The organism is Salinibacterium sp. NG22, from assembly GCF_015864925.1.
Lineage (GTDB): Bacteria > Actinomycetota > Actinomycetes > Actinomycetales > Microbacteriaceae > Rhodoglobus.
The window spans coordinates 1,133,134-1,157,675 of the sequence record NZ_JADYWG010000001.1 but is presented as its reverse complement, the minus strand read 5'-3'; the positions used below and the strand labels follow the sequence as shown (position 1 = coordinate 1,157,675).

22 protein-coding genes are annotated in these 24,542 nt (G+C 62.5%); 17 read left to right on the top strand and 5 right to left on the bottom strand.

Going from position 1 to position 24,542, the window contains the following annotated elements; genetic code table 11:
• The first annotated feature begins 127 nt into the window (after positions 1–127).
• Positions 128–3,727, top strand: coding sequence for a S8 family serine peptidase (locus I6E81_RS05665; RefSeq protein ID WP_307784107.1), 3,600 nt, complete (start codon positions 128–130; stop codon positions 3,725–3,727).
• Between the two features lie 114 nt (positions 3,728–3,841).
• On the opposite strand, the gene I6E81_RS05660 is transcribed toward I6E81_RS05665, so the two are convergent.
• A complete protein-coding gene (locus I6E81_RS05660) occupies positions 3,842–4,615 on the bottom strand; it encodes an IclR family transcriptional regulator (protein ID WP_197106390.1) in 774 nt (257 codons plus the stop codon).
• Between the two features lie 126 nt (positions 4,616–4,741).
• Here I6E81_RS05660 and I6E81_RS05655 point away from each other — a divergent pair, with 126 nt between their 5' ends.
• From I6E81_RS05655 to I6E81_RS05610, 10 genes are all read left to right on the top strand, one after another.
• The gene (locus I6E81_RS05655; protein ID WP_197106389.1) at positions 4,742–5,557 is read left to right on the top strand and encodes an MIP/aquaporin family protein; all 816 of its coding nucleotides are present in this window, start codon (positions 4,742–4,744) and stop codon (positions 5,555–5,557) included.
• Positions 5,557–6,555 (top strand): dihydroxyacetone kinase subunit DhaK, encoded by a 999-nt coding sequence (gene dhaK, locus I6E81_RS05650; RefSeq protein WP_197106388.1) that lies wholly within the window; start codon positions 5,557–5,559, stop codon positions 6,553–6,555. Before I6E81_RS05655 ends, dhaK begins: the two co-directional genes overlap by 1 nt.
• 5 nt (positions 6,556–6,560) lie before the next feature.
• Positions 6,561–7,202 carry a dihydroxyacetone kinase subunit DhaL gene (gene dhaL, locus I6E81_RS05645; protein ID WP_197106387.1) on the top strand — a complete coding sequence of 214 codons (642 nt, stop codon included), beginning with the start codon at positions 6,561–6,563 and terminating at the stop codon, positions 7,200–7,202.
• A gap of 2 nt (positions 7,203–7,204) precedes the next feature.
• On the top strand, positions 7,205–7,978 hold the full coding sequence (gene dhaM / locus I6E81_RS05640; protein ID WP_197106386.1) for a dihydroxyacetone kinase phosphoryl donor subunit DhaM: 774 nt from the start codon (positions 7,205–7,207) through the stop codon (positions 7,976–7,978).
• 146 nt (positions 7,979–8,124) lie between these two features.
• Positions 8,125–9,339 (top strand): DUF6350 family protein, encoded by a 1,215-nt coding sequence (locus I6E81_RS05635; RefSeq protein WP_197106385.1) that lies wholly within the window; start codon positions 8,125–8,127, stop codon positions 9,337–9,339.
• 9 nt (positions 9,340–9,348) lie between these two features.
• Entirely contained in the window at positions 9,349–9,933 is a 585-nt protein-coding gene (gene purN, locus I6E81_RS05630) for a phosphoribosylglycinamide formyltransferase (protein WP_197106384.1), read from the top strand.
• Between the two features lie 5 nt (positions 9,934–9,938).
• Positions 9,939–11,540 (top strand): bifunctional phosphoribosylaminoimidazolecarboxamide formyltransferase/IMP cyclohydrolase, encoded by a 1,602-nt coding sequence (gene purH, locus I6E81_RS05625; protein WP_197106383.1) that lies wholly within the window; start codon positions 9,939–9,941, stop codon positions 11,538–11,540.
• An 84-nt stretch (positions 11,541–11,624) separates the two neighbouring features.
• A complete protein-coding gene (ddaH, locus tag I6E81_RS05620) occupies positions 11,625–12,827 on the top strand; it encodes a dimethylargininase (protein ID WP_306790140.1) in 1,203 nt (400 codons plus the stop codon).
• A gap of 272 nt (positions 12,828–13,099) precedes the next feature.
• Positions 13,100–14,806 (top strand): ABC transporter ATP-binding protein, encoded by a 1,707-nt coding sequence (locus I6E81_RS05615; RefSeq protein ID WP_231599854.1) that lies wholly within the window; start codon positions 13,100–13,102, stop codon positions 14,804–14,806.
• Entirely contained in the window at positions 14,803–16,608 is a 1,806-nt protein-coding gene (locus I6E81_RS05610; RefSeq protein ID WP_197106381.1) for an ABC transporter ATP-binding protein, read from the top strand. The genes I6E81_RS05615 and I6E81_RS05610 overlap by 4 nt, the downstream gene beginning before the upstream one ends.
• On the opposite strand, the gene I6E81_RS05605 is transcribed toward I6E81_RS05610, so the two are convergent.
• Both I6E81_RS05605 and I6E81_RS05600 read right to left on the bottom strand, forming a co-directional pair.
• On the bottom strand, positions 16,605–16,916 hold the full coding sequence (locus tag I6E81_RS05605) for an MGMT family protein (protein WP_197106380.1): 312 nt from the start codon (positions 16,914–16,916) through the stop codon (positions 16,605–16,607). The two genes, I6E81_RS05610 and I6E81_RS05605, sit on opposite strands and share 4 nt — an antisense overlap.
• Positions 16,917–16,918: 2 nt before the next feature.
• Positions 16,919–17,371: a GNAT family N-acetyltransferase gene (locus tag I6E81_RS05600; protein WP_197106379.1), complete on the bottom strand. Its 453-nt coding sequence runs from the start codon at positions 17,369–17,371 to the stop codon at positions 16,919–16,921.
• Between the two features lie 105 nt (positions 17,372–17,476).
• Here I6E81_RS05600 and I6E81_RS05595 point away from each other — a divergent pair, with 105 nt between their 5' ends.
• From I6E81_RS05595 to I6E81_RS05570, 6 genes are all read left to right on the top strand, one after another.
• Positions 17,477–18,691: an NADP-dependent isocitrate dehydrogenase gene (locus I6E81_RS05595; RefSeq protein WP_197106378.1), complete on the top strand. Its 1,215-nt coding sequence runs from the start codon at positions 17,477–17,479 to the stop codon at positions 18,689–18,691.
• Positions 18,692–18,898: 207 nt separating this feature from the next.
• Complete coding sequence (locus tag I6E81_RS05590) at positions 18,899–19,753, top strand: NAD-dependent epimerase/dehydratase family protein (RefSeq protein WP_197106377.1); 855 nt, start codon at positions 18,899–18,901, stop codon at positions 19,751–19,753.
• 92 nt (positions 19,754–19,845) lie between these two features.
• Positions 19,846–21,132, top strand: a complete 1,287-nt coding sequence (locus I6E81_RS05585; RefSeq protein WP_197106376.1) for a serine/threonine-protein kinase — start codon at positions 19,846–19,848, stop codon at positions 21,130–21,132.
• Positions 21,129–21,581 (top strand): hypothetical protein, encoded by a 453-nt coding sequence (locus I6E81_RS05580; protein ID WP_197106375.1) that lies wholly within the window; start codon positions 21,129–21,131, stop codon positions 21,579–21,581. Before I6E81_RS05585 ends, I6E81_RS05580 begins: the two co-directional genes overlap by 4 nt.
• Positions 21,582–21,731: 150 nt before the next feature.
• On the top strand, positions 21,732–22,226 hold the full coding sequence (locus I6E81_RS05575; RefSeq protein ID WP_197106374.1) for a pyridoxamine 5'-phosphate oxidase family protein: 495 nt from the start codon (positions 21,732–21,734) through the stop codon (positions 22,224–22,226).
• Positions 22,227–22,263: 37 nt separating this feature from the next.
• Positions 22,264–23,142, top strand: coding sequence for a Rieske 2Fe-2S domain-containing protein (locus tag I6E81_RS05570; protein WP_197106373.1), 879 nt, complete (start codon positions 22,264–22,266; stop codon positions 23,140–23,142).
• Here the strand turns inward: I6E81_RS05570 and I6E81_RS05565 are convergent.
• The gene (locus I6E81_RS05565; protein ID WP_197106372.1) at positions 23,139–23,651 is read right to left on the bottom strand and encodes a DUF805 domain-containing protein; all 513 of its coding nucleotides are present in this window, start codon (positions 23,649–23,651) and stop codon (positions 23,139–23,141) included. The two genes, I6E81_RS05570 and I6E81_RS05565, sit on opposite strands and share 4 nt — an antisense overlap.
• A gap of 37 nt (positions 23,652–23,688) precedes the next feature.
• Positions 23,689–24,468, bottom strand: a complete 780-nt coding sequence (locus I6E81_RS05560; RefSeq protein WP_197106371.1) for a potassium channel family protein — start codon at positions 24,466–24,468, stop codon at positions 23,689–23,691.
• Between the last annotated feature and the right edge of the window lie 74 nt (positions 24,469–24,542).

Genomic DNA, 24,542 nt, shown 5'->3' with positions numbered 1-24,542 from the left:
ATTAAGGGGTAGACCGCGCATATAGTGGCTCGTGGTGAGTGCCCGACCACCAGCTTTGCAAACACGCCATGATCAGCGTGTGTACGTCACATAAGCAAGTCCCATTCACAGAAGAATAGGAACATTCGTGAGCATTCGAAGAGTCATATCGGTGGTGGCAACGACAACTCTTGTCGCCACTTCCCTGGTTACGGGCGCCGCACTCGGCGCTACAGCTGCACCAGCATCCATTGGTGGCGGCGGCCAAACTGAATTCACCCCGGGGCGTTACATCGTCACGATGGTGGATCAGGCTGCTGCAACCTACGACGGTGGTGTGCGCGGTTTTGACGCAACAACCCCACCCGATGGCGAGCAACTCGACACTCGCCGCCAAGTAGTGCAGGACTACACCGAATATTTGGAAGAGAAGCAAGACGATGTCGCGGCATCCGTCGGTGCTGATATCGACTATTCGTACACGCTCGCGACCAATGGTTTCGCGGCAGATCTGACCGCGGCTCAAGCAGTCGAGCTCTCGGCAAATAAGCTTGTTGCCTCGATCGTTCCGGACGAGCTGAAGCACATCACGGCAGCGCAACGGTCGACAGAGTTCCTTGGCCTCGAAGGCGAAGACGGACTCTGGGCATCCATTGGCGGTGCTGAAGCTGCGGGTGAAGGAATCGTTGTCGGCGTGCTCGACACTGGCTTCGCTCCCGAGAACCCCGCCTTTGCGGGAGACGCCCTCGGCAGCACGCCGGGAGCAGCTCCGTATCTCGACGGTGGTTCCGTCGTCTACGAGAAAGCCGACGGCCAAACCTTCACCGGTGTCTGCACCGAAGGCGACCAGTTCACCGCTGACGACTGCACGACCAAGGTCATCAGCGCTCGCTACTTTGTTGATGGTTTCGGTGCCGGCAACCTCGGTGACACCAGCGTTGGCGAGTACGTCTCGCCGCGTGACGGTGACGGCCACGGATCGCACACTGCGAGCACCGCAGCGGGAAATTACGAAATCGACGCCAACGTTGGCGGAAACGCCCTCGGCTACTTCTCCGGTGTCGCCCCCGCGGCAAAGATCGCTGCCTACAAGGTGTGCTGGAGCGGACCAGACCCGGTCGCCACGACCGACGACGGTTGTGCATCCACCGACCTCTTGGCTGCAATCGACCAGGCTGTCGCTGACGGTGTTGACGTGATCAACTACTCGATCGGTGGAGGCGCTGCCACAAGCACCGTTTCGCCGACCGACCAGGCCTTCCTCGGTGCGGCTGCTGCCGGCGTTTTCGTCGCAGCCTCCGCCGGAAACGACGGCCCCGGAGCGACAACCCTCGACAACGCGGCACCGTGGATCACCACCGTTGCCGCCAGCACCATCCCGAACTACGAAGCCACCGTCACCCTCGGTGACGGCCAAGAGTTCGCCGGTGCCTCGATCACGGTTGACCTCGACCCTGCCGCAGAACCGCTGACGGGCGAGCTCGTCTACGCTGCGGATGTCGCGCTCGACGGTGCTGTTGACCCCGCGCTGTGCCTGGCCGACACTCTCGACCCGGCGCTTGTCACCGGCAAGATTGTGGTCTGTGACCGCGGTGTCATCGCTCGTGTCGACAAGTCGGCCGAGGTTGCTCGCGCTGGCGGTATCGGTGCGGTTCTTGTGAACGTGACGCCGAGCTCGACCGACCTCGACACTCACGTGATTCCGACCATCCACCTGGATGCTCAGTACCGCGATGCTGTCCTTGCGTATGCAGCGACCGAAGGTGCGACCGCGACCTTCACTCCGGGTAACGAAACCGCGTACCAACCGCCGACCCCTCAGGTCGCTGGCTTCTCGTCGCGTGGTCCCGTTGAAGCTGACGGCAGCGACATCATCAAGCCCGACATCTCGGCACCTGGTGTCGGAATCCTCGCCGCTAGCGCCAACGCTGAAGGAGCCGAGCCGACGTTCGCGCTTCTCTCGGGAACCTCGATGTCGTCACCGCACGTTGCCGGTCTTGCCGCGCTCTACCTCGGCGAACGCCCCAACGCGACTCCCGCCGAGATCAAGTCGGCATTCATGACAACTGCCTACGACACCGTGGATGCCGACGGAAACCCCGTCACTGACCCCTTCACGCAGGGTGCCGGCCACATCGATCCGACCAAGTTCTTTGAGCCTGGCTTGCTCTACCTGAACGGCATCGGCGACTGGCTGTCCTACATTGAGGGCGCTGGCTACGACGTGCTCGACCCCGCGGTCGAAGCAATCGATCCCAGCAATCTCAACCTGGCATCCATCGGTATCGGCTCGCTGACGGCAGCCGAGACGATCACTCGCACCGTGACCTCCACTCAGGCGGGCACGTTCGAGGCATCCATCTCGGTCCCCGGAATCGAAGCAACGGTCTCACCTTCAACGCTGACCTTTGGTGCTGCAGGCGAGACACAGAGCTACGAAGTGACGATCAGTCGAACGGATGCTCCGCTCGACCAATTCACCACCGGAGCCCTCACGTGGACCAGTGGCGACACCGTCGTGCACAGCCCCATCGCCGTGCGCCCCGTCACCATCCTCGCGCCGGACACAGCCAGCGGAACCGGAACCTACGGCGCCGTTGACGTAACGGTCACGCCCGGCGGCAACGGCGACATCCCGCTGACATCGACCGGTCTCACCGCTGGAGTCTTCTATGAAGACCCCACTGGCACCGAAACCGATCACTCGGGTTCTGGTGTGAGCGGAGACGAGTTTGAGTACGCAGCAACCGTGCCTGAGGGCACAACGTATGCGCGCTTCGATCTCGACTCGATCGATGACACCGCTGACCTCGATCTGATCGTGTACCTGCTCGATGGCAGTGGCACTCCGATCGCCGGGTGGCAGTCCGCCACGGGAGCCGCCGATGAGCGCGTCAACCTCGCTGATCCGACACCGGGTGACTACCTCGTGATCGCATCGGTGTATGCCGCGAACCCGTCTACCGCGTTCGACGTGCGCACCTTCGCCGTCGTTCCTGGTGCGGGAGAGCCCCTCGGGTTGGACCCCGAAGTTCTCCCGGGTGTGCAGGGTGAAGCAGTGAGCTACACCGCATCGTGGGAGGGCCTCGCCCCCTTCACGAACTACCTCGGTCTCGTCAGCTATGGCGACACGGGAGCAACAACCGCGATTGAGGTTGTGACGCAGGAAGATGTTCTGCCGGGAACGCCCGTGAACACCGTTCTGCCGACCATCTCGGGCAAGCCGCTCGTGGGCAGCAAGCTCACCGCCAACGCTGGCGAGTGGGATGTTGACGGGCTGAAGTTCAGCTACCAGTGGCAGGCGAACGGCGAGAACATCGCCGGCGCCGACAAGCGCAAGTACACGGTCACGAAGGCTGACGAGGGCAAGGCGATCACCGTCGTTGTCACCGCCAATAAGAAGGACCTGCCGAGCGCAAGCGCCACCTCTGAGGCCGTGATGATCAACTACAGCTCGAGCGTGAGCCTGTCAGTGAGCAAGCACGTTGCCTTCTCGTGGAACACCGTGAGTGCCACCATCCGAGTCGCTACCGGTGAGGATGCCGCAGCGACCGGAACCGTGAAGGTGACGGTCGACGGCAAGAAGGTCGACACCATCACGCTGGACGAAGCCGACAACGGAAAGGTGACGGTGAAGCTGCCGAAGCTCGACCGTGGCCTGCACCAGGTGAAGGCAGAGTTCACTCCGGCCGGTGAGAACGTGACCGGCTCAAGCAGCCGCAACGACTGGGTCTGGATCGTCTTCTAGACGACACCTGCTCAGGAGCAACACTCAACAACGGCTGGTCGCCTCCCCACGGGCGGCCAGCCGTTGTTGCGTGTTGGCGCGCTCGCAGGGTGAGGCGTGTTGGCGCGCTGGATGTTAGTCGTCGGTGGGGCGCCGCACGACGGGCGGCGGCCAGGCGGTGTAGCCGAGTTCGCGCGAGATATTGCGGGCGGTTTCGCGCAACACATTCAATACGTTGTCTTCGGGCGGCCACTCGCTGGAGTGCAACACGACGGCCACGGCGGCGATGACGTTGCCGTTGCGGTCGGCAATGGGCGCGGCAATCGAGGATTCGCCGAGCACCGCTTCATCTTGCTCCGTGGCGATGCCGCGCTCGGCAATCTGCGCAAACTGCAGAATGAGTTTCGAGGGGTCGGTGATGGTGTCACCGGTGAGGCTGCGGAGCGGTTTCTCAAAAAGTTGGTCGGCGGCATCCGCGTTGTAGGTCAGCAGGATTTTGCCCATGGCGGAGGCGTGCACGGGAATGGAGAGGCCTGTCTCTGGCATTTGTTCGGTGCCGTCTGGCCGGTTGTTGTGGTGGATGACGATGACTTCGTCGAAAAGTTCGGAGCCGAGGCGAACAGCGAGCCCGGTGCGTCGCGACAGTTCTTGGGTCCAGCGCATTGCGCGGGCACGCACGTCGAGGGTGTCGAGGTAGACGTTGGAGAGTTTCAGCAAGGCCGGGCCGAGCATGTAGCGGTTGCCGTTGGGTTCTTTGGCGACGAGTCCGTGTACCTGGAGGGACTTAACGATGCCGTGCACCGTGGACGGCGGCAGCGAGAGAAGGCCGGCGAGTTCCGTGATGCCGAGATGCCGGGCGCCCTGGAGCGACGACAGCACTTGTGCTGCTCGATCAATGGATTGGATCAACGCTGTTCCCCGTCATTTAGCCGGTATTCATTATCTCTGCACCACCGGTCTACTTTCGAACCGGTTGGGCTTGACAAGATGTAACTGAACGTAGCATATTCGACATTATCGAATAACGTTCCGATATTGACGAACGTTCGCGACACCCGGTCGCACGCGCAATACAAGTTCAAAGGAGAACTCATGGATGAGAACAAGCAGTGGCAGAAGCTGGCTGCGGAGTTTCTAGGAACCGCCTTCCTCGTTTTCGTCGGCGTTGGCTCAGTGCCCGCGACGTTCATCTTGAATGGCGATGAGCCGTTCACCATGGCGAGTCTCGGAATCATCTCCTTCGCGTTCGGTCTGATCGTTGTCGTGACGGTCTACGTCTTCGGCTACATCTCCGGCAACCACATCAACCCCGCCGTCACGATCGGCCTCGCTGTCGCTGGCAAGTTCGCGTGGCGTGAAGTTCCCGGCTACCTCATCGCTCAGCTCCTCGGTGCAACCGCCGGTGCCTTTGCGATCGTCGGCGTTCTTGGCCAGGCCGCGGTTGACGCCGGTCTTGGCGTCGCCGCCTACAACCCCGACACGATTCCCGTCAGCCAGGCATTCTTTGCCGAGTTCGTCGGAACATTCCTCCTCGTCTTCACCGTCTTTGGAGTCATCCACCGCAAGGCAGCCCCCGGCTTTGCCGGACTCGCCATTGGTTTCGTCGTCTTCGCCGCCATCATTCCCGTTGGCCCGATCACTGGCGCATCCATCAACCCCGCTCGTACCACTGGTCCGATGCTCGTTCAGCAGATCATGGGCGGCGAAGTGGCGTGGGAGCAGCTGTGGGTCTACCTCGTAGCTGAACTGCTCGCTGGTGTGCTTGCCGCACTCGCCTTTGGTTTTATTTCCAAGACCAACGCCGACAACGAGACCCTCACTGAAGCACTCACGGAAGAGAAGGCCAAGTAATGAAGAAACTGATCAATACCCCCGAATCGGTACTCGCCGACGCGCTCGCCGGAATCGACGCCGCGCATCCAGAGCTCAAGGTCGACCACGTCAACCGCGTGATCTACCGTGCAGAACCCACTCGCGCTGGCAAGGTTGCGCTGATCTCTGGTGGCGGCTCGGGCCACGAACCGCTTCACGGCGGCTTCGTTGGCTTGGGGATGCTCGACGCAGCGTGTGCCGGCGAAGTCTTCACCTCGCCAACCCCCGACCAGATGCAGGAAGCCACCAAGGTTGCTGACTCTGGTGCTGGCGTGCTGCACATCGTCAAGAACTACACCGGCGACGTCATGAACTTCGAGATGGCTGCCGAAATGGCCGAAGCGGAAACCGGAGTGAAGGTTGCCTCGGTCGTCGTCAACGACGACGTGGCTGTTCAGGACTCGCTCTTCACGGCCGGACGCCGCGGCGTTGGCCTCACTGTATTGCTCGAAAAGATCGTCGGCGCAGCAGCGGAAGAGGGACAAGACCTCGCCGCGGTCACCGCACTGGCACACCGCGTCAACGACTCCGGCCGCTCCATGGGCATGGCACTCACCAGCTGTACCGTTCCTGCCGCAGGCAAGCCGACCTTCGACCTGCCCGACGACATGATGGAAATCGGCGTCGGCATCCACGGAGAACCCGGTCGTCACCGCGAAAAGCTCGCGGATGCGGCATCCATTGCTAAGCAACTGGTCGACCCGATCTTGGCCGACATGGACTTCACAGGATCACCAGCCATTGTGATGATGAACGGTATGGGCGGAACCCCGCAGATCGAGCTGTACATCATGTACAACGAGGTCGCGAAGCTGCTCAAGGCTGCCGGAGTTGAGGTTGTGCGCAACCTCGTCGGTGACTACATCACGAGCCTTGATATGGCCGGATGCTCGGTCACGATCCTTAAGGCTGACGAAGAAATGTTGAAACTATGGGATGCCCCGGTGAACACCGCCGGGCTCCGCTGGGGAGTCTAAGAACTATGTCTACAAGCACCATCTCTCTCGACCAACTGATCGCCTGGCTTTCGCGGTTCCGCGATCTCGTGACCGAGAAACAGAGCTACCTGACCGAACTCGATTCGGCCATTGGCGACGCGGACCACGGCTCCAACATGGTCCGCGGCATGAACGCAGTGGTCGAGAAGATTGGTGCAGAACCCGCGACCGCCGCCGACGCACTGCTGAAGTCTGTAGGTATGACTTTGGTGACGTCCGTCGGCGGCGCGAGCGGCCCCCTCTATGGCACGCTCTTCCTGCGCATGGGCGTGAACGCTGGCCCCGTGGCTGAACTCGACGCTGCCGCCCTCGGCGCAGCTCTGCGAGCCGGCCTTGAGGGTGTTGTGGCACGCGGCAAGGCTGAAGCGGGCGACAAGACAATGTTCGACGCGATCGCACCCGCGCTTGACGCGTGGGATGCTGCTGTCGCTGACGGCGCCGATGTCGCTGCGGCGGCATCTGTGGCTCTCGCTGCTGCCGAGAAGGGGCGCGACGCGACCGAACCTCTCGTTGCCCGCAAGGGTCGCGCAAGCTACCTCGGCGAGCGTAGCGCCGGACACATCGACCCGGGTGCCACCTCGAGCACACTGCTGTTCCAGGCTCTCGTCGACACCGTTTCGAGCTGATCGTGATTGGCATTGTGGTCGTAAGCCACAGCCCTGCGCTCGCGCAGGCCGCTGTGGATCTCGCGCTTGAAATGGTGGGGGAGACCCCGCCGCCGATCGCGATTGCCGCGGGTGCCGGCGACGGCATCATCGGTACGGATGCCGTGAAAGTTGCTGCGGCAATCGACGAGGTAGCCAACGGCGAGGGCGTTCTTGTCTTCATGGATCTCGGCTCAGCGGTGCTCAGCAGCACCATGGCCACCGAGTTCATGACAACAACTGACGAGGTGCGGCTCACCGATGCGCCCTTCGTAGAAGGACTCATTGCCGCGATTGTTCTTGCGAATGCAGGGGCCTCGCTCGACGAGGTCGACCGCGAAGCGCGGGCAGCAATGGGCGCAAAGCAGAGTCAACTTGCTGACCAGGGCGGTGCTCCTGCCGTGGCTGCTGCTCCTGCCGCTGAGACACCCGCTGCGGCCGCTCCTGCTGCGGATGCTGCGCCAGCCGACCCCACAGAGGTCACCGCCGAAGCCCCCCTCGTGAACCCTGACGGACTGCACGCACGACCGGCGTCTCTCATCGTTCAGGCGCTCGCGGGAGTGGACGCCAAGCTCACGATCACCGACGTGACCGCGGGCAAGGGTCCGGTTTCGGGCAACAGTCTGATCGGAATCATGTCGCTCGGGGCTGCACACGACCACGTCTTGAAATTCACGGCAACCGGTGGTGCCGCCCAGCAGGCCGTCGACACTCTGGTCGCCATGACCGGCGAAGGCTTCGGGGAACTCGCCAGCTAGCGAATCCGCGGCGACACCCGCGCGAGTTGTGCCCGCCTGAGCGTCGCCGGTCCGCCCGGCGGCGGCATCCGTCACGCTGACAGATCGATCTATTTTCGGTCCGCCGTCGCGGCTGTTGGCGCGCGGGCGGGTACGCTCACCGAGACATGAATCGCCAGCTCACTCTTCTCTTCGCCGCCTTCGAGGCGCTCCTCGTTGTCGCTATCGGGATCGCGATTCCGCTGGTCCCGCTGACGCTGCTGTGGGGCATCCACTACGGCTTGGCCATCGACTGGACAGTGTTCTGGCGTGCCGCCGTTGATATTTGGCTTGTCGGCCACGGCGTCGACATCACCGTTGTGCTTGATCCGACCGTCGCGAGCGCCGTTGGGTTGCCCGCAGCGAGCACGCCGGTCACGATCACCATGGCGCTGCTCGGGTTCGCCCTTCTGACTCTTCTGCTCGGCGTTCGGGCTGGTCGTCGGGTCGCCGAGACTCCCCACATGCTGCTGGGCACTCTCGCCTCGCTCGCCACTTTCGGCGCAACGTCGCTCGTGCTCACCTTGTCGGCTTTGCACCCGGTGGCGCGCCCCTCGCTGTGGCAGGGCACCCTGTTACCGACGGTTGTCTTCGCGGTCGGCCTGCTGATCGGCAGCCAGATCGTTTCGGCGGCGAACCCCGTGTCGGGAGGCATCCGTCGCTGGATTGCCGGATGGCCAGCCCACGTACGCACGATCGTGGCCACCGCGCTGCGGGGCGGGGCGATCGCGGCTGCCGGTTTGCTCACGGTCGCGTCTCTCGTGACGACGCTCGCGATTGTCACGTCCTTCGCTGAGATCATCACGCTGTATGAAGGACTCCACACCGAGGTGCTGGGTGGCGTCGCCGTGACGATCGGCCAACTCGCGCTGTTGCCAAACATCGTGTTGTGGGCGGCAGCCTGGCTCGTGGGGCCTGGCTTTGCGATCGGAACAGGTTCCGCGGTCTCGCCGCTGGCCACCACCCTCGGGCCCATTCCTGCCATCCCCGTCTTTGGCGCCCTGCCGAGCGGAGATTTCGCATTCGGATTCGCCGGACTCCTTGCTCCCGTTGTTGTCGGCTTCCTGGTGGCAGCCGTGCTCGGGCCGCGTATCGCCGGAGAACTTCGTCGCCGCGAACTGGCCATCGTCGCGGTCGGGATCGGGTTCACGGCCGCCACCATCATGGGGTTGTTGACGTGGGCATCCGCGGGATCTGCCGGTCCGGGACGACTCATCGATGTTGGCCCCCAGCCGTGGATTGTTGCCCTGTGGGCGTTCGTGGAGTTTTCGGTCGCAGCGGGGCTCGGTCTTCTGGCGTCCGCACGCCCGGAGCGCACTGACGACGGCTTCACTGAGCGCTAGGCTGGGTGCGTGCTCACACTCGTTGTCTTGATTTCCGGGGGCGGGTCTAACCTCGCCGCCCTGCTCGAAGCGGCCGAGAGTGCCGACTTTCCCGCCCGTGTCGTCGCCGTTGGCGCCGACCGCGTTGCTGACGGGCTCGACCATGCCGAGCATTACGGCATCCCCACCTTCTCGGTCGCGATGTCGAACTTCAAGAACCGCGACGAGTGGGGCGATGAACTGCTCGAACAGATCCAGTTCTGGAACGCCGACCTCGTCGTGCTGAGTGGCTTCATGAAGCTGCTGCCGCCGCGCGTCGTCGAGGCTCTTTCACCCAACATCATCAACACTCATCCGGCCTACCTGCCGGAGTTCCCGGGTGCCCACGCGGTTCGCGATGCGCTTACTGCTGGGGCAACCCAGACGGGCGCCAGTGTTATCAAGGTCGACAACGGTGTCGATAGTGGTCCGATCATCGTGCAAGAGCGCGTTGCAATCGAGCCGGGAGACACCGAAGAACACCTGCACGCGCGCATTAAGCCGATTGAACGGCGCTTGCTCGTGCAGACGATCGAAGACATTGCCACCAATCGCATCAACCTAAAGGAACTCTGAATCCCATGAGCGGCCCCAGCCATAACCCAGCCGATTTCCGCGAACGCGATGTCGTTCCTATCCGCCGCGCCCTCATCTCGGTGAGCGACAAGTCGCGCCTCCTTGACCTCGCGGGTGCGCTTGCCGATGCGGGCGTAGAGCTCGTCTCGACCGGTTCCACGGCGAAGACGATCGCCGAAGCTGGTTATGACGTCACCGAGGTATCCACGGTCACGGGTTTCCCGGAGTCGCTCGATGGTCGCGTCAAGACGCTGCACCCCTCCGTGCACGCCGGCATCCTCGCTGACCTGCGCCTCGAGTCGCACGAAGCTCAGCTCGCCGAGCTCGGTATCAAAGCCTTCGACCTCGTTGTCGTGAACCTCTACCCCTTCGTGGAGACGGTTGCCTCTGGCGCTGCTCCCGCCGACATCGTCGAGCAGATCGACATCGGGGGCCCCGCCATGGTGCGCGCCTCCGCCAAGAACCACGCCAACGTTGCCATCGTCACGAGCCCAGACAGCTACGACGAGATCATCGCCGCGGCAGCGGGGGAGGGCACAACCTTCGCTCAGCGTTACGCGCTCGCCTCCAAGGCTTTCGCTCAGACCGCCGCCTATGACACCGCTGTGTCGCAGTGGTTCCTGACCGGTGCGCTCCTCGGTGAGACGGATGCCGCGGCATCCGCCCCCACACTGCCGGTGCACCTCGAGGTTGCCGCCGATCAGCTCGCCGTACTTCGCTATGGCGAGAACGCCCACCAGCAGGCAGCCCTCTACGGTGTGGCCGCGCAGCCCGGAATCGCGCAGGCCACGCAGCTCGGTGGCAAAGAGATGTCGTACAACAACTACGTGGATGCCGACGCCGCTCTGCGCGCCGCCTTCGACCACGACACTCCCGCTGTTGCGGTCATCAAGCACGCTAACCCGTGCGGAATCGCCACTGCGGCCAGCATCTCGGAGGCCCACGTTTTGGCGCACGCCTGCGACCCGATCTCGGCCTACGGCGGAGTTATCGCGGCCAACGGAATCATCACGAAGGCTGCTGCTGAGTCGATCGCCCCGATCTTCACCGAGGTTGTTGTTGCTCCCGCCTTTGAGCCAGAAGCACTCGAAATCTTGAAGGCCAAGAAGAACCTGCGCTTGCTGCAGCTGCCTGAGGGCTACGCGCGTGACAGCCGTGAGCTGCGCCAGATCTCGGGCGGCATGCTCGTGCAAGAACTGGATAAGCACTTCTCCCCGGCCTCCGCGTGGACGCTCGCTGCCGGTGACGCCGCCGATGCGGAGACTCTCGCCGACCTTGAGTTCGCGTGGCGAGCAGTGCGCGCCGTGAAGTCGAACGCTATTTTGCTGGCTAACGGCGGAGCATCCGTCGGTGTCGGCATGGGGCAGGTCAACCGAGTTGACTCGTGCCAGTTGGCGATCTCGCGGGCTGGTGACCGTGCCGCAGGTTCCGTTGCGGCCAGTGACGCGTTCTTCCCCTTCGCCGATGGCCTGCAGCTGCTGCTCGATGCGGGTGTGCGTGCGGTGGTTCAGCCTGGCGGTTCGATCCGTGATGAAGAAGTAATTGCGGCAGCGGTTGACGCCGGCGTGACCATGTACTTCACGGGTGAGCGCCACTTCTTCCACTAACAAATGTCGCCCGGTGTACGCCGGCTCTCTACGAGGAGCCGGCGTAGGGCAAACGCATAGAATCTTCCCGGTAGGTTGGGGCGCATGATCAGTGCACAACGGCGTATGGCCGCAGCTTTTATTTCCGGAATTGCCGTTGCCGGCACCGTCTATCTCGCAACCGGGCTGGCGTTCTTTACGTCGAACGGTGCCGCGGCAGAGAACCTGCCGACGATCGCCGAGTACTTCTTGCCGATGGCGCTTGTGCTCTTCTTGCTCTACTCGCTTGCGGCGGCGCTCGAGATTCACCGCTACTGGTACACGACCGCCGTGTCGGCTCTCGTGATCGGCATCGCTGCGGCCTTCTTCGGCACCGCCCTCGGCATCATTGCCTCGGGAGCCGAGTGGAATCCCGAAGCGATGGCCTTCATCTTGGCGAGCCTGCTCGGCACGAACCTCATCTTTGTCGTAGCCACGATCGTGACCGCACTCACGGTTGGTCGCCGCGTGTGGTTTGCCATGGTCGCCCGTGCCCCGCAGCCGACCCCCACGCTCACCGCTCTCGTTCGCGCCCCTTCCTCGCGCATGGCTGAGGGAGAACTCACTCACCTCGACCGTGTTCCGGTGGATGCCGACCTTGCCGATGCGCAGTGGGAGGCCTACGTTGCCGCCCTCAAAGACAACGGCTTCGAAGTAATCGAAGTGCCCGCCGACGACGATCTCGCCGATTCTGTTTTCATCGAAGACACCATCGTGATGTTCGGCGAGGTTGCGGTGCTCACGAGCCCCGGCGCTGAGAGCCGTCAGGCCGAGATCGTTGCCGTGCGCACGAGCATCGACGACCTTGGTCTCGAACTCCACGAACTCACCGAACCCGGCACTCTCGATGGCGGTGACGTGCTCAAGGTTGGTTCCACGGTGTACGTCGGTCGCGGTGGCCGCACCAACGCAGAGGGCATCCGCCAGCTGCGGGCGATCGTCACCCCGCTCGGCTACACCGTGATTGCGGTGCCCGTGGAGAAGGTGCTGCACCTCAAGAGCGGCGTCACAGCCCTGCCTGACGGCACGATCATTGGGTACCCCGACCTCGTCGACAACGTCGACCTGTACGACCGCTTCTTGGCCGTTCCTGAGGCCGAGGGTGCTGCCGTTGTTGTGCTGTCGGATGACGCGGTTCTCATGTCCTCGTCGGCGCCCCAGACTGCTGCCCTCATCGAGAACTTGGGCTACCGCGTGGTTACCGTCGACGTGTCTGAGTTTGAGAAGATGGAGGGCTGCGTCACGTGCCTCTCCGTCCGCATCCGCTGAATTGAGACTCTGTCAAAAAATTTGTGGATAGTGATTGTGAAAGCGCCGGGGCGGGCATATTCTAAAAGGCTGTCTGCCCCGCGCCATTCACGACGAGGAGCAGCGGTTCACGGTCGCACACGACGCGACCCGCAGTAATCGCGATCCCTGAACGCAGGGATCCCTCTCGTCAAGGATCCATGGTGTCACCACAGTCTGACCAGCCAGAACGCGTCAAAGCGGTCGGCACTTTTACGGCTATCCGCCGGCTTTACCCCTACGCACAATCGGCCATGCCGTTCATCTACCTCGGCATGGCAGCAGCTCTCGCCGCCGGTATCGTTGCGCTGCTCATCCCGCAAGTGTTGCGCTCGCTCGTGGATGGGCCGCTTCAGTCGGGCGATTCTAGCCAGATTTGGCCCGCCTTCTTCATCGTTCTCGGGCTCGGCATTGTCGAGGCGATCATGATCGCGCTTCGTCGCTACTTCGTGCTCACGCCGGGAACCCATGTTGAAGCGCGCATGCGCAACACCCTCTACATGACCTTGCAGCACCTACCCGTGAGCTTCCACGACCGCTGGCCGAGTGGCCAGCTGCTGTCGCGCGCCGTCAGCGACCTCAACCTCATCCGCCGATGGTTGTCGTTTGGTCTCGTCTTGCTCGTGGTCAACGTGCTCACGATCATCGTGGGGCTGCTGTTCCTCGTGAACATCTCGTGGGTGCTCGGTGTGATCTTTATCGTCACGTCGATCCCGTTGTGGATCTACGGGTACGTCTTCGAAAAGAAGTACTCGATCGTGGCCCGCCGCAGCCAAGACCAAACCGGTGACCTCGCGACTGCCGTCGAAGAGTCGGTGCACGGCATCCGTGTTCTGAAAGCATTCGGGCGAGGAAAGCACGCGCTCGTCGGCTTCTCGGCTCAGGCCGAAAGCTTGCGGGGCACCGAGATTGAGAAAGCCCGCGCAATTGCCGGCATCTGGCTCTGGCTGCTGCTCGTGCCCGACGTCATGTTCGCGCTCGGACTTCTCGGCGGTGTGTGGCTCGTTGTCGAGGGCAATATCTCAGCGGGTGACCTGGTCGCGTTCTTCGCCACGGCCACCGTCTTGCGCTTCCCCGTGGAATCGATCGGCTTCTTGCTGTCGATGACGTTCGACGCGCGCACCGCCGCCGACCGTTTCTTCGAAGTGATGGACTCAGCAAACCCCATCACCGATCCAGAACACCCCGAAACGATCACGGATAGCCAGGGTCGCCTTCAGTTCACGAACGTGCACTACCGCTACCCCGATTCACCCGCGAACGTTCCCGATCTCGTGAACGGTATCGACTTGAGCATTGAGCCGGGGGAGACCATGGCCCTCGTGGGGCTGACTGGCTCAGGCAAATCGACGATCACAGCCCTGACGACACGTCTCTACGACGTGACGGAAGGATCGATCAGCATCGACGGCGTCGACATCCGCAACCTCACTCTGATTGAGCTACGGCGTCATCTTGCGATGGCGTTCGAGGATGCCACGCTGTTCTCGTCGAGTGTGCGCGAGAACGTGCTCATGGGGCGCCCCGATTCCACCGAAGAAGAACTGCGCGAAGCGTTGAGCATCGCGCAAGCCGACTTCGTGTACGACCTGCCCAAGGGCCTCGACACCCTCGTCGGCGAAGAGGGCCTGAGCTTGTCAGGTGGGCAACGACAGCGCCTCGCGCTCGCCCGCGCCGTTGCCGCGAAACCCGCGGTGCTCGTGCTCGATGACCCGCTCTCGGCGCTCGACGTCGATACTGAAGCGCTCGTCGAGGCCGCGCTGCGCAAGGTGCTGAGCTCCACGACGGCGCTCATCGTTGCTCACCGCCCATCGACCGTGATGCTCGCTGACCGCGTTGCTCTTCTCGAAGATGGCAAGGTCACCGCGGTCGGAAAGCACTCCGACCTGCTGGCCACCAGCAGTCATTACCGTTACGTCATATCCAGTCTTGAAGAGGAAGAGCAGGAGGTCAGTTCATGAGCGTGATGGGAACCTCCGGCGAAGAACGCAACGACTACACCAAGGACGAGAGCCGTCAGATTCGGCAGCGCTCGCTGCGCCTGCTCGGATCGCTGATCGCGCCCGTGCGCCTTCGTGTGGTTCTCACGATGGCCGTGGTTGTCGTGAGCACTGCCGCGCAAGTGGCTGGCCCCGCGCTGATCGCCTACGGCATCGACAACGCGTTGCCCGCCCTCATCGACGGCGAAACGTTGCCGCTCGTGCTCGTCGTCAGCGCCTACCTGTTCACGGGCATCGTTGGTGCATCGATGATTGCCTGGTACACCGTGCTGAGCGCGCGCGTGAGCCAAGCAATCCTGTTCGACCTGCGCAAACGCGTCTTCTTGCACACGCAACGCTTGAGCCTTGAATTCCACGAGAGCTACACCTCGGGGCGCATCATCGCGCGCCAAACGAGTGACCTCGATGCGATTCGCGAACTACTCGACTCGGGCATCAACCAGCTCGTGCAGGGTGCGCTCTACATGGGATTTATTGCTATCGCGATGTTCTCGCTCGACTGGGTGAGCGGCGTCATTCTGTTCTGCGCGCTCGTTCCGTTGGGCTTCCTCACGCGCTGGTTCCAGGTGCGCTCGCAATTGCACTTCCGTGAGACTCGCACGACTTCGGCCAAGCTCATCGTGCACTTCGTGGAAACCATGACCGGCATCCGTGCGGTGAAGGCCTTCCGCAAAGAAGAGCGCAATCGCGAACAGTTCGGCGGGCTGGTCGAGAACTATCGGGATGCCAACGCTCGCGTCATCCAATTGTTCGGAATCTTTGACCCGGGTCTGGTTCTCATCGGAAACGTTGCTCTCGCGATGATCCTGCTCGTGGGCGGCTTGCGCGTCTCGACTGGCGACCTTGCGATCGGTGCCCTGCTTGGTGCGCTGCTGTATGCCCGCCAGTTCTTTGCGCCCGCACAAGAGATGGCGATGTTCTACAACTCGTACCAGTCCGCTGCCGCGGCTTTGGAGAAGATTTCGGGAGTGCTTGAAGAGCGCCCGACCGTTGCTGACCCCACGACTCCCATTGACCTGCGCAAGGCCAAGGGAACCGTGACGTTCGACGGTGTGGAATTTGCCTACAACGCCGACAAAGTGATCCTGCCGAAGTTCGATCTTGAGCTGCCCGCCGGTCAGACGGTAGCAATGGTGGGAACGACGGGCGCCGGAAAGTCGACGCTCGCCAAGCTCATTTCGCGCTTCTATGACCCCAGCCAGGGCACCGTCTCGCTCGACGGGGTGGACCTGCGCAAGTTGCATCCGAAGGATCTGCGCCGTGCGATCGTCATGGTCACACAAGAGGCGTATCTGTTCTCGGGCAACGTTGCCGACAACATTGCTCTCGGCAAACCTGATGCCACCCGCGAGGAGATCATCGGTGCAGCGAAAGCAGTGGGCGCGCACGAGTTCATCGAGGCGCTGCCCAATGGGTACGACACCGACGTGAACAAGCGTGGTGGTCGAGTGAGTGCCGGGCAGCGACAACTGTTGTCGTTCGCGCGCGCGTTCATCGCCGACCCTGTTGTGCTGATTCTGGATGAGGCAACCGCGTCGCTCGATATCCCGAGCGAACGCCTTGTTCAGGCTGGCCTTCAGACGCTGCTCTCCGACCGCACCGCCATCATCATTGCGCACCGTCTATCGACGGTCGCAATCGCTGACCGCGTGCTAGTGATGGAACACGGTCGCGTTATCGAAGACGGCACCCCGCAAGAACTCATTTCGGGCTCCGGCAAGTTCGCGCAACTGCACGCGGCCTGGCGAGACTCGCTCGTTTAGGGGCGGTGTCGCGCTGACCGCAGGTCGACGCGATAGCTGCCGTCGGGCATCCATTTCAGCGGCGTTGATTCGGCCTCGTAGTGCACGAGTGCCCGGTCTTCGTGAGCGAGAGGTGGATGCCCGCCAGAACGGATGACGCGCCACCACGCCACGTCTGAACCGTAGCGGGCCATCACGGTGCCGACTGCCCGCGCGGCTCGCGAGCCGATCGTGGCAGCCACCTCGCCGTAGGTCATCACGTGCCCCGGCGGGATCGACTCCACAACCTCGAGCACGCGGCTCACGAAGTCGTCGCTAGGAGCGGGCACGCTTAGAGCGTGTATTCGCCGAGCTTCTCGCCGTACTGAGTTTCGCCGACGACCTTAAAACCGACCTTGAGGAAGAACTGCTCCGGGCCGTCGTCGCCCTCTTCCCAAATGGCGGTGATGCGGTCGAAGCCACGGCTGCGTGCTTCTTCGCTGAGAGCCTTAACGGCGAAACGGCCGATGCCCTGGCCCTGCTCGTCTCCGGCGACGCTGACCCGCCAAATGCAGCTGCGGAACTCTTCTTGCGACGCATTGTTGTCGAAATTGCCCCGGACGAATCCGACAACTTTGTCGCCGTCGAGGACAACGCGCGGCCACGACGTCAGCGGGTCGATGAAGGCGTCCGCGATCGCGTAGGAGGGCGGCGTAACGAACTGCTCCTGCCCGCGACGCAGCGACAGGTTGTTGGCAGCCACGATGGTGCTTGCCGATAATTCTTCAAGTCTTAGCTCACCCATGAATACAGGCTAACCCGCGGTAGACAGATGCGCCAAGGTATCTCGATGTCGAGATACATAGGAAAAAGAGTAAGCTGGAGGTGGCCACTAACTAAGGAGCAAAGCTTGTCCAAGATCAAGGTAGAAGGCACCGTCGTCGAACTCGACGGCGACGAAATGACGCGCATTATTTGGCACCGGATCAAGGAAACCCTGATCCACCCCTACGTTGACGTCAACCTCGAGTACTACGACCTCGGCATTGAAAGCCGCGACGCAACCGACGACCAGATCACCATTGATGCGGCTCACGCCATCCAAAAGCACGGTGTTGGCGTCAAGTGCGCAACCATTACCCCCGACGAAGCCCGTGTTGAAGAATTCGGTCTCAAGAAGATGTGGCGCAGCCCTAACGGCACCATCCGCAACATCCTTGGTGGCGTTATCTTCCGCGAGCCCATCATCATCTCGAACATCCCGCGTCTCGTACCGGGCTGGAACAAGCCGATCATCATCGGCCGTCACGCCTTCGGCGACCAGTACCGTGCCACTGACTTCCGCTTCAAGGGCAAGGGAAAGCTGACCGTCGAGTTCGCTCCCGAAGATGGTTCAGAGCCCATGAAGTTTGAGGTCTACGACTCCCCGGGCGATGGAATCGCTCAGGTTCAGTACAACCTCGATGACTCGATCGTTGACTTCGCTCGTGCCAGCCTCAACTACGGCCTCACGCGCAACTACCCCGTGTACCTCTCGACGAAGAACACGATCCTCAAGGCCTACGACGGTCGCTTCAAGGACATCTTCGAGGAGATCTTCCAGACCGAGTTCAAGGACAAGTTCGAAGCTGCCGGCCTCACCTACGAGCACCGCCTCATCGACGACATGGTCGCTTCGGCCATGAAGTGGGAGGGCGGCTACGTCTGGGCCTGCAAGAACTACGACGGCGACGTACAGTCCGACACCGTAGCTCAGGGCTTCGGCTCGCTCGGCCTCATGACCTCCGTTCTGGCCACGCCAGACGGAAAGGTTGTTGAAGCAGAGGCAGCTCACGGCACCGTGACGCGTCACTACCGCCAGCACCAGCAGGGCAAGCCCACCTCCACGAACCCGATCGCTTCGATCTACGCGTGGACCCGTGGTCTAGCTCACCGCGGTGTGCTCGACAACAACCAGGAGCTCATCGAGTTCGCTTCGACCCTGGAAGACGTTGTCATCAAGTCGGTAGAGGGCGGTCACATGACCAAGGACCTCGCACTGCTCGTCGGACCGGACCAGAAGTGGGAAACCACCGAAGAGTTCCTCGACACGCTCGACAAGAACCTCGCCGCACGCCTCGCATAATCTGCGTCTCGCGCGGTAACTGACTGGTTCACGCCACGAGGTTTCAGGAAGGGCCCGAAAGCTTCGGCTTTCGGGCCCTTTCGCGTCTGCGCACCCGCCGGAAAACACCCAGCTGTCTCTCGTTATTCTTGAGCGGCGGGTGCTGTGAGGTGCCCACTCATGCAGAACGCGACAGCGTGCCAAGCGGTGCGCCGTGAGGAGGCAGCAGTGACCGTCGTCATAGCCGGATGTGGTGACCTAGGTATCGAGGCTGGGCTCCGCTTTGCGGCGCTGGGGCATCCTGTGCTGGGCCTGCGGCGTTCAGTCGAGAAGCTGCCGCCCGAGATCGCTGGGCAATCCGTGGACTTGTCTGCGCACGTGCCCACGCTTCCTGCCGATACCAGCGTCGTAGTGATTGCCGTCAGCCCCGATGAGCGCACGCGCGACGGCTATCTCGCTACCTATGTCGAAAGCGTGCGGAACATCGCCGCCGCTATTGAGCGAGACTGCGCTGCTGCGCCGAGGGTCATTTATGTCTCGTCCACCGCGGTCTATGGCGTCAACGATGGCTCATGGGTCGATGAATCTACGCCGGCCACACCCGCCTCGCCGACCGCAACTGTCTTGCGAGAAGCCGAAGTGCTGCTGCTCGAGAGCGTCGCTAATTCGACAATTCTGCGCTTGGCGGGAATCTATGGGCCAGGCCGCACCCGTCAGATCGACCGCATTCGTGAGGGGAACGAAACCTTAGCGCTCACCCCTTACTTCACCAATCTGATCCATCGTGATGACGCTGCAGCGGCTATCGTGCACCTCGCGACAATGGCCACATCGCCCGCCAGTATCTACCTCGGGGTAGACGACGAGCCGGCCGATCAACGCGAGGTCATCGGCTTTCTCGCCCGCAGTATCGACCGACCGGTGCCGCCGCCGAAGGCAGACGACGGCGCCAACGATGGCAGGGGCCGCGGCAAGCGTTGTCGCAATGACCGGCTGAAAGGCGCAGGCTTCTCGTTCGTGTACCCGAGCTACCGCGAGGGGTATGCGGCAGTGCTCAGGGGAGTGGGAACCCTTCATCGCTAACGTCTCCTGCTCATTCGATGAGGACCGGGAAAGCGACCTCAGTTCCTGCAGAACTCATCTAAACTCTCCTCACCAGATCTAAGGGGGTTCGCGTGGCAACAGCCAATCGCTCACGGTCATCCTCTCGCTCGGATGATGAGCTCATTGACACAGTAATCGGCGGCCGGTATCGCATCACAGATCTGATCGGCCGCGGCGGCATGGCTTCCGTCTACCGGGCCCGTGATGAGTCGCTTCCCCGGGAAGTCGCGCTCAAACTGATGCTGCCTGGCCTGGCAAATCCGGATGAGATCCGGAGACAGCGCAACGAGGTGGAGACTCTCGCGGCGCTCAACCATCACGCATTGGTCACTCTCTTCGATGCGGTCACCGAGACGGCTGAGACTGCGGATCGCGTCTTTCTCGTCATGGAGTTCGTGGACGGTCCCAATCTGCGTGAAGCGATGACGGCTCCGTTGCCGTCGCCATTGGTGGCCCACCTCGGAGCCGATATTGCCGAGGCGCTTCATTACATGCACGGTCGTGGCGTCGTGCATCGGGACATCAAGCCAGCCAATATCTTGCTAGCGCCTTCGGAACTTCCGGACCGACAATTTCATTCGAAGCTTGCAGATTTCGGGATTGCACGTCTTGTCGATGGCGCGAAGATGACCTCGACGGGAACAGTCATCGGCAGTGCAAGTTACCTCAGCCCCGAGCAAGCACGCGGCAGTGACGCATTGGGACCTTCCGATGTCTATTCGCTCGGTCTCGTTTTGCTTGAAGCGCTCACGGGGCAGCGCGCATTTCCCGGGAGCGCCGTCGAGACGATCGGTGCGCGCCTCAACACCCCACCCCGGGTGCCGGATGGTCTTAGCAGGCCGTGGCGAGAGATGCTGGTCACTATGACGGCACTCGATGCTGAACAGCGGCCGCTTCCGATGGATATCGCTGTCGCTTTGCGGGCGCTCGCCTATTCCTCTGAGGACGTGAACGACGCCGAAGGTGAACCCACCCGTTCGCTCGTTTCCTCGGAGAACGGGACAAATGATGCAACGGGTCTCGAACCCACGAAGGCGTACGCCCGCGTGGAGACACAAGCAACCGAAGCGTGGCGTGCGCCGGAGGCCTCAGAATCTGCAACGGTATCAGCGGCAGCGGCATCATCCGCAGTGCCAGCGCCAGCGCCGAAGCGAAACCCCAGACTAAGTCGGCACAGCGTCAAGCGCCTCGGGATTGTGCTGGCTACCGCTCTCGTGCTCACCCTGGGTGTGGTCGCGTGGACAACTACTCAGAACCAACAGGCGACTCCGTCTGAACCGACGTCGCCCAGCTACCCGGTGGTTCCTGGCGAGCTTGGCACGCACCTCGAGCAGCTCCAAGAGAGCGTGGAGCCATGAATCTCAGAAATCTAACCCTCCCGCGCCGCATCGTCGCCGTCGGCGCTGCCCTCATGCTCGCCCTATCGTTGAGCGCCTGTGCGCCAACCTCACCGGACTTCGATCCCGACGCGGCGGCGCTGCTGCAGTCATCGGTTGCTGATGTAACTGATGCTGCCGCGGCGGGTGACCCCGTGGCAGCCCTGGCAGCCCTCGATGTTCTCCAAGAACAGCTCAACGAGAACACCGCGACCGGTGCCATCGGAGCTGAGCAAAGTGCCCGAATCCAAGCGTCTCTCGACCTTGTACGCGCCGACCTTACGGCGGCGTTGCCTGACCCCTCGCCCGTTACCGATCCGGTGGACGAAGAATCAGACGAAACATCGAACGGCAACGGCAACAGCAACGGCAACGGCAACGGCAAGGACGACGATAAAGAGAAAGACGACAAGGGCAACAAGAAGGATTAGGCGCAGTCTGTCGTGCGCGATTTTTGGTGCGCCGGCATCGGCTCCTTGCTCTCATCCAACGCTCGGCTAGTACTCGGCCAGCATTGAGGATTGCTCCCTAGCGTCGAAGGGCCAGTACAACTGCGCAACCTTCGACGAATTGGAGACACCATGTCATCTCATGCCCACGCAACAGCAGATCAGCTCGGCACCATCCGCTCCATCATGAAGAGCACGCGCATCGCGATGCTCACGAGCGTGTCCGCGGATGGCGCGCTTCACAGCCACCCCATGACCGTGCAGGAGGCAGAGTTCGATGGCGACTGCTGGTTCTTGGCTTCCGCCGAGTCGGACACCGTTCAGCAGCTGCTCGCGAATCCTCACGTCAACCTCGCGTACGCGGGTTCGTCTGAGTGGCTGTCGCTGGCCGGCTCCGCCGAAATTGTCCGGGATGGCGTCAAGAAAGAAGCGCTCTGGGACACCTTCACCGACGTGTGGTTCGACGGCGGTGCGGAAGATCCTTCGGTGGTGCTGATTCACGTGAAGGCCGACTCGGCACAGTATTGGGAGAGCCCCGGCAAAGTGGCGACTCTCGTTAGCGTTGTCGCTGCGAAGGTAACCGGGGATGAGCCTCACACCGGGTCATCCGAATCGGTCACGATCTAGTTCTCCAACAACACACGCTGAGAGGGACGAGGCTCTGATGAAACGACTGCCAGTATTGCGAAACGTTGACCGTCTAGAGGAAGCGGCCGCGCTCGATCCCGCTGTAGAGAAGACGCGGGGCGTCGTGGATGCAGTTCTTCGCCCGCGGTGGTTGCGAGACCTGCTGCATGGCGTTCCGCTGGGTCACCCCGTGCATCCGCTCGGTGTGCACGTTCCTCTGGGCGCGTGGATCTCGGCGGGCGTGCTGGATGCCCTGCCCGGAACCGAGAAGGCGTCGCGAGCACTCGTCGGAGTTGGTGTGCTGGGAGCGAGCGGAACAGCCGTCGCCGGCTTCGCGGATTGGTCGAAGCTCGACGAGAAGCAGCAGCGCGTCGGCATCGTGCATGCCGCGGTCAACATTGTGGCGACAGGATTCTTCGCGGCATCCTTCGTGCAGCGCTCGCGAGGAAAGCACACGAGTGGCAAGGTGCTGAGCTACGCGGGGCTGGCCATCGCGTCGGGCGGCGGCTACCTCGGTGGCCACCTGACCTACCGCCAAGCAGCGGGCGTCAGTCATGCTCCCGACGTCGAGGCGACCTTCCCCAGCGGGTGGCAGCAGCTAGCGCCGCTCACTGAGCTTGCGGATGGCTCACTCGAGAAGCGCGTTGTCGCCGATACCGAGGTGGTGGTCTTCCGTCGCGGAGACCGCGTCTCCGTGCTCTCGAACACGTGCAGCCACCTCGGAGCCGAACTCCATGACGGGTACGTCGTCGGCGATGATTCCACCCCGGGCGGGGCGTGTGTGGAATGCCCCTGGCATCAGAGTGCGTTCTCGCTCGACACGGGTGAAGTCATCCACGGGCCAGCGACAAGTCCGCAGCCACGCTTTGAGAGCCGCATCGTGGATGGCACGGTAGAGATTCGGTTGCCGCTCTAGTCGAAGCGCAACCCGTCGGGGCGCGATCCGCGCAGAGCGAGCACGAGCACGATGAGGGCGCCGAGCGGGACGAGTGCGAGAAACGCCCACCCTCCCGAGAGGTTCGAGTCGTGGAGGCGCCGCACGGCAATGGCGATGCCGGGAATTGCTGTGAGCAACACCCAGCCTCCCGCGATGAAGGAGAGAAACACGAGCGCGGGAGAAGTAGCCGTGGTGGCACCGCTCCAGCTTGCGATGCTGAGAGTCGGATAAACCAGCGAGCCGAACGGGCCCACGGTGAGTTCAGTCACCATCGGGCGGCCGGCAATCAGAAGCGGCGCGACGACCTCCAACGCGGTCACCACGGCGATGTTCACGAGCATCCACCACCAGTATTCGCTGCGACTGGCGCGCCCGCGCATCCGGAACGAATGATCGAAGTACCGACGCATCGCGACTCGCATCGACGCCCCGAGGAGTGGTGCGCTCGCCGGCTCCATCGTGGGTGCTGCCGTGGCAGTGAAGGTCATGCCCACAGCTTAGGTGAGCGAATTTCGTTTCGTAAGTCTAGGACGACGGTTTTTTCTCGGAGGAGCCGGGCAAGGTGGGCGCTGGGTTTCCCGAGGTTGCTGCCATTTGCGTCGCATGCTCGAGGAGCACGTGCTTAAGCTCAGCCACCTGCTTCGTGAGATCCGTGACTTCGCGACGGGTAGCGACATGCGAGAGCTCGTCTTGAGCCGCCACTCGTTCCACGATCCAGGAGGCGAGGGTTGCGGTCACGACACCGAGCAGGGCGATTCCGGCCACCATCACGCCAGCGGCAATCACCCGACCGAGCGTCGTCGCGGGATAGATGTCGCCGTAGCCGACCGTCGTGATCGTGACGAAGGCCCACCAGATGCCGTCGCCCAGATTGCTGATCTGGGTGCCGGTCACGCTGCGCTCGGTATCCAAAATGGCGAGCCCGGCGACAAACACGAGCAGGAGAGATGATCCGACCGCATAGGTGAGCACACCGCCGCGCACGGCGGTTCCCGCCCGTCGTTGCAGCACGTTCAGCAGAGTGACCAAGCGTAGGAGGCGCAGCGGGCGCAACATCGGCAGCACGACAACAAACAGGTCGAAGAGGTGCTTTCTGAACCAGAACCAGCGTCGGTCAGCCAGTACCAGATTCACGAGGTAGTCGGCCACGAATACCACCCAGGTGACGGCGATGATGATTTCGGCGACGAGCATGGCGGTGCCGTCGAGGTTGGCGATCACTTCCCACGCATACGCGATGAGGAAAATTACGGCGGCAACGGTGAGCGGAATATCCATGATCTGTTGCCAGCGCCGTTGAGTCATGGTGTCGAGCCTAGCGAGGCACAAGCGTCGTGCGGTGCAGAAAGCCGCTAAGGGGAGCCTGTGCTGGCTGGCCG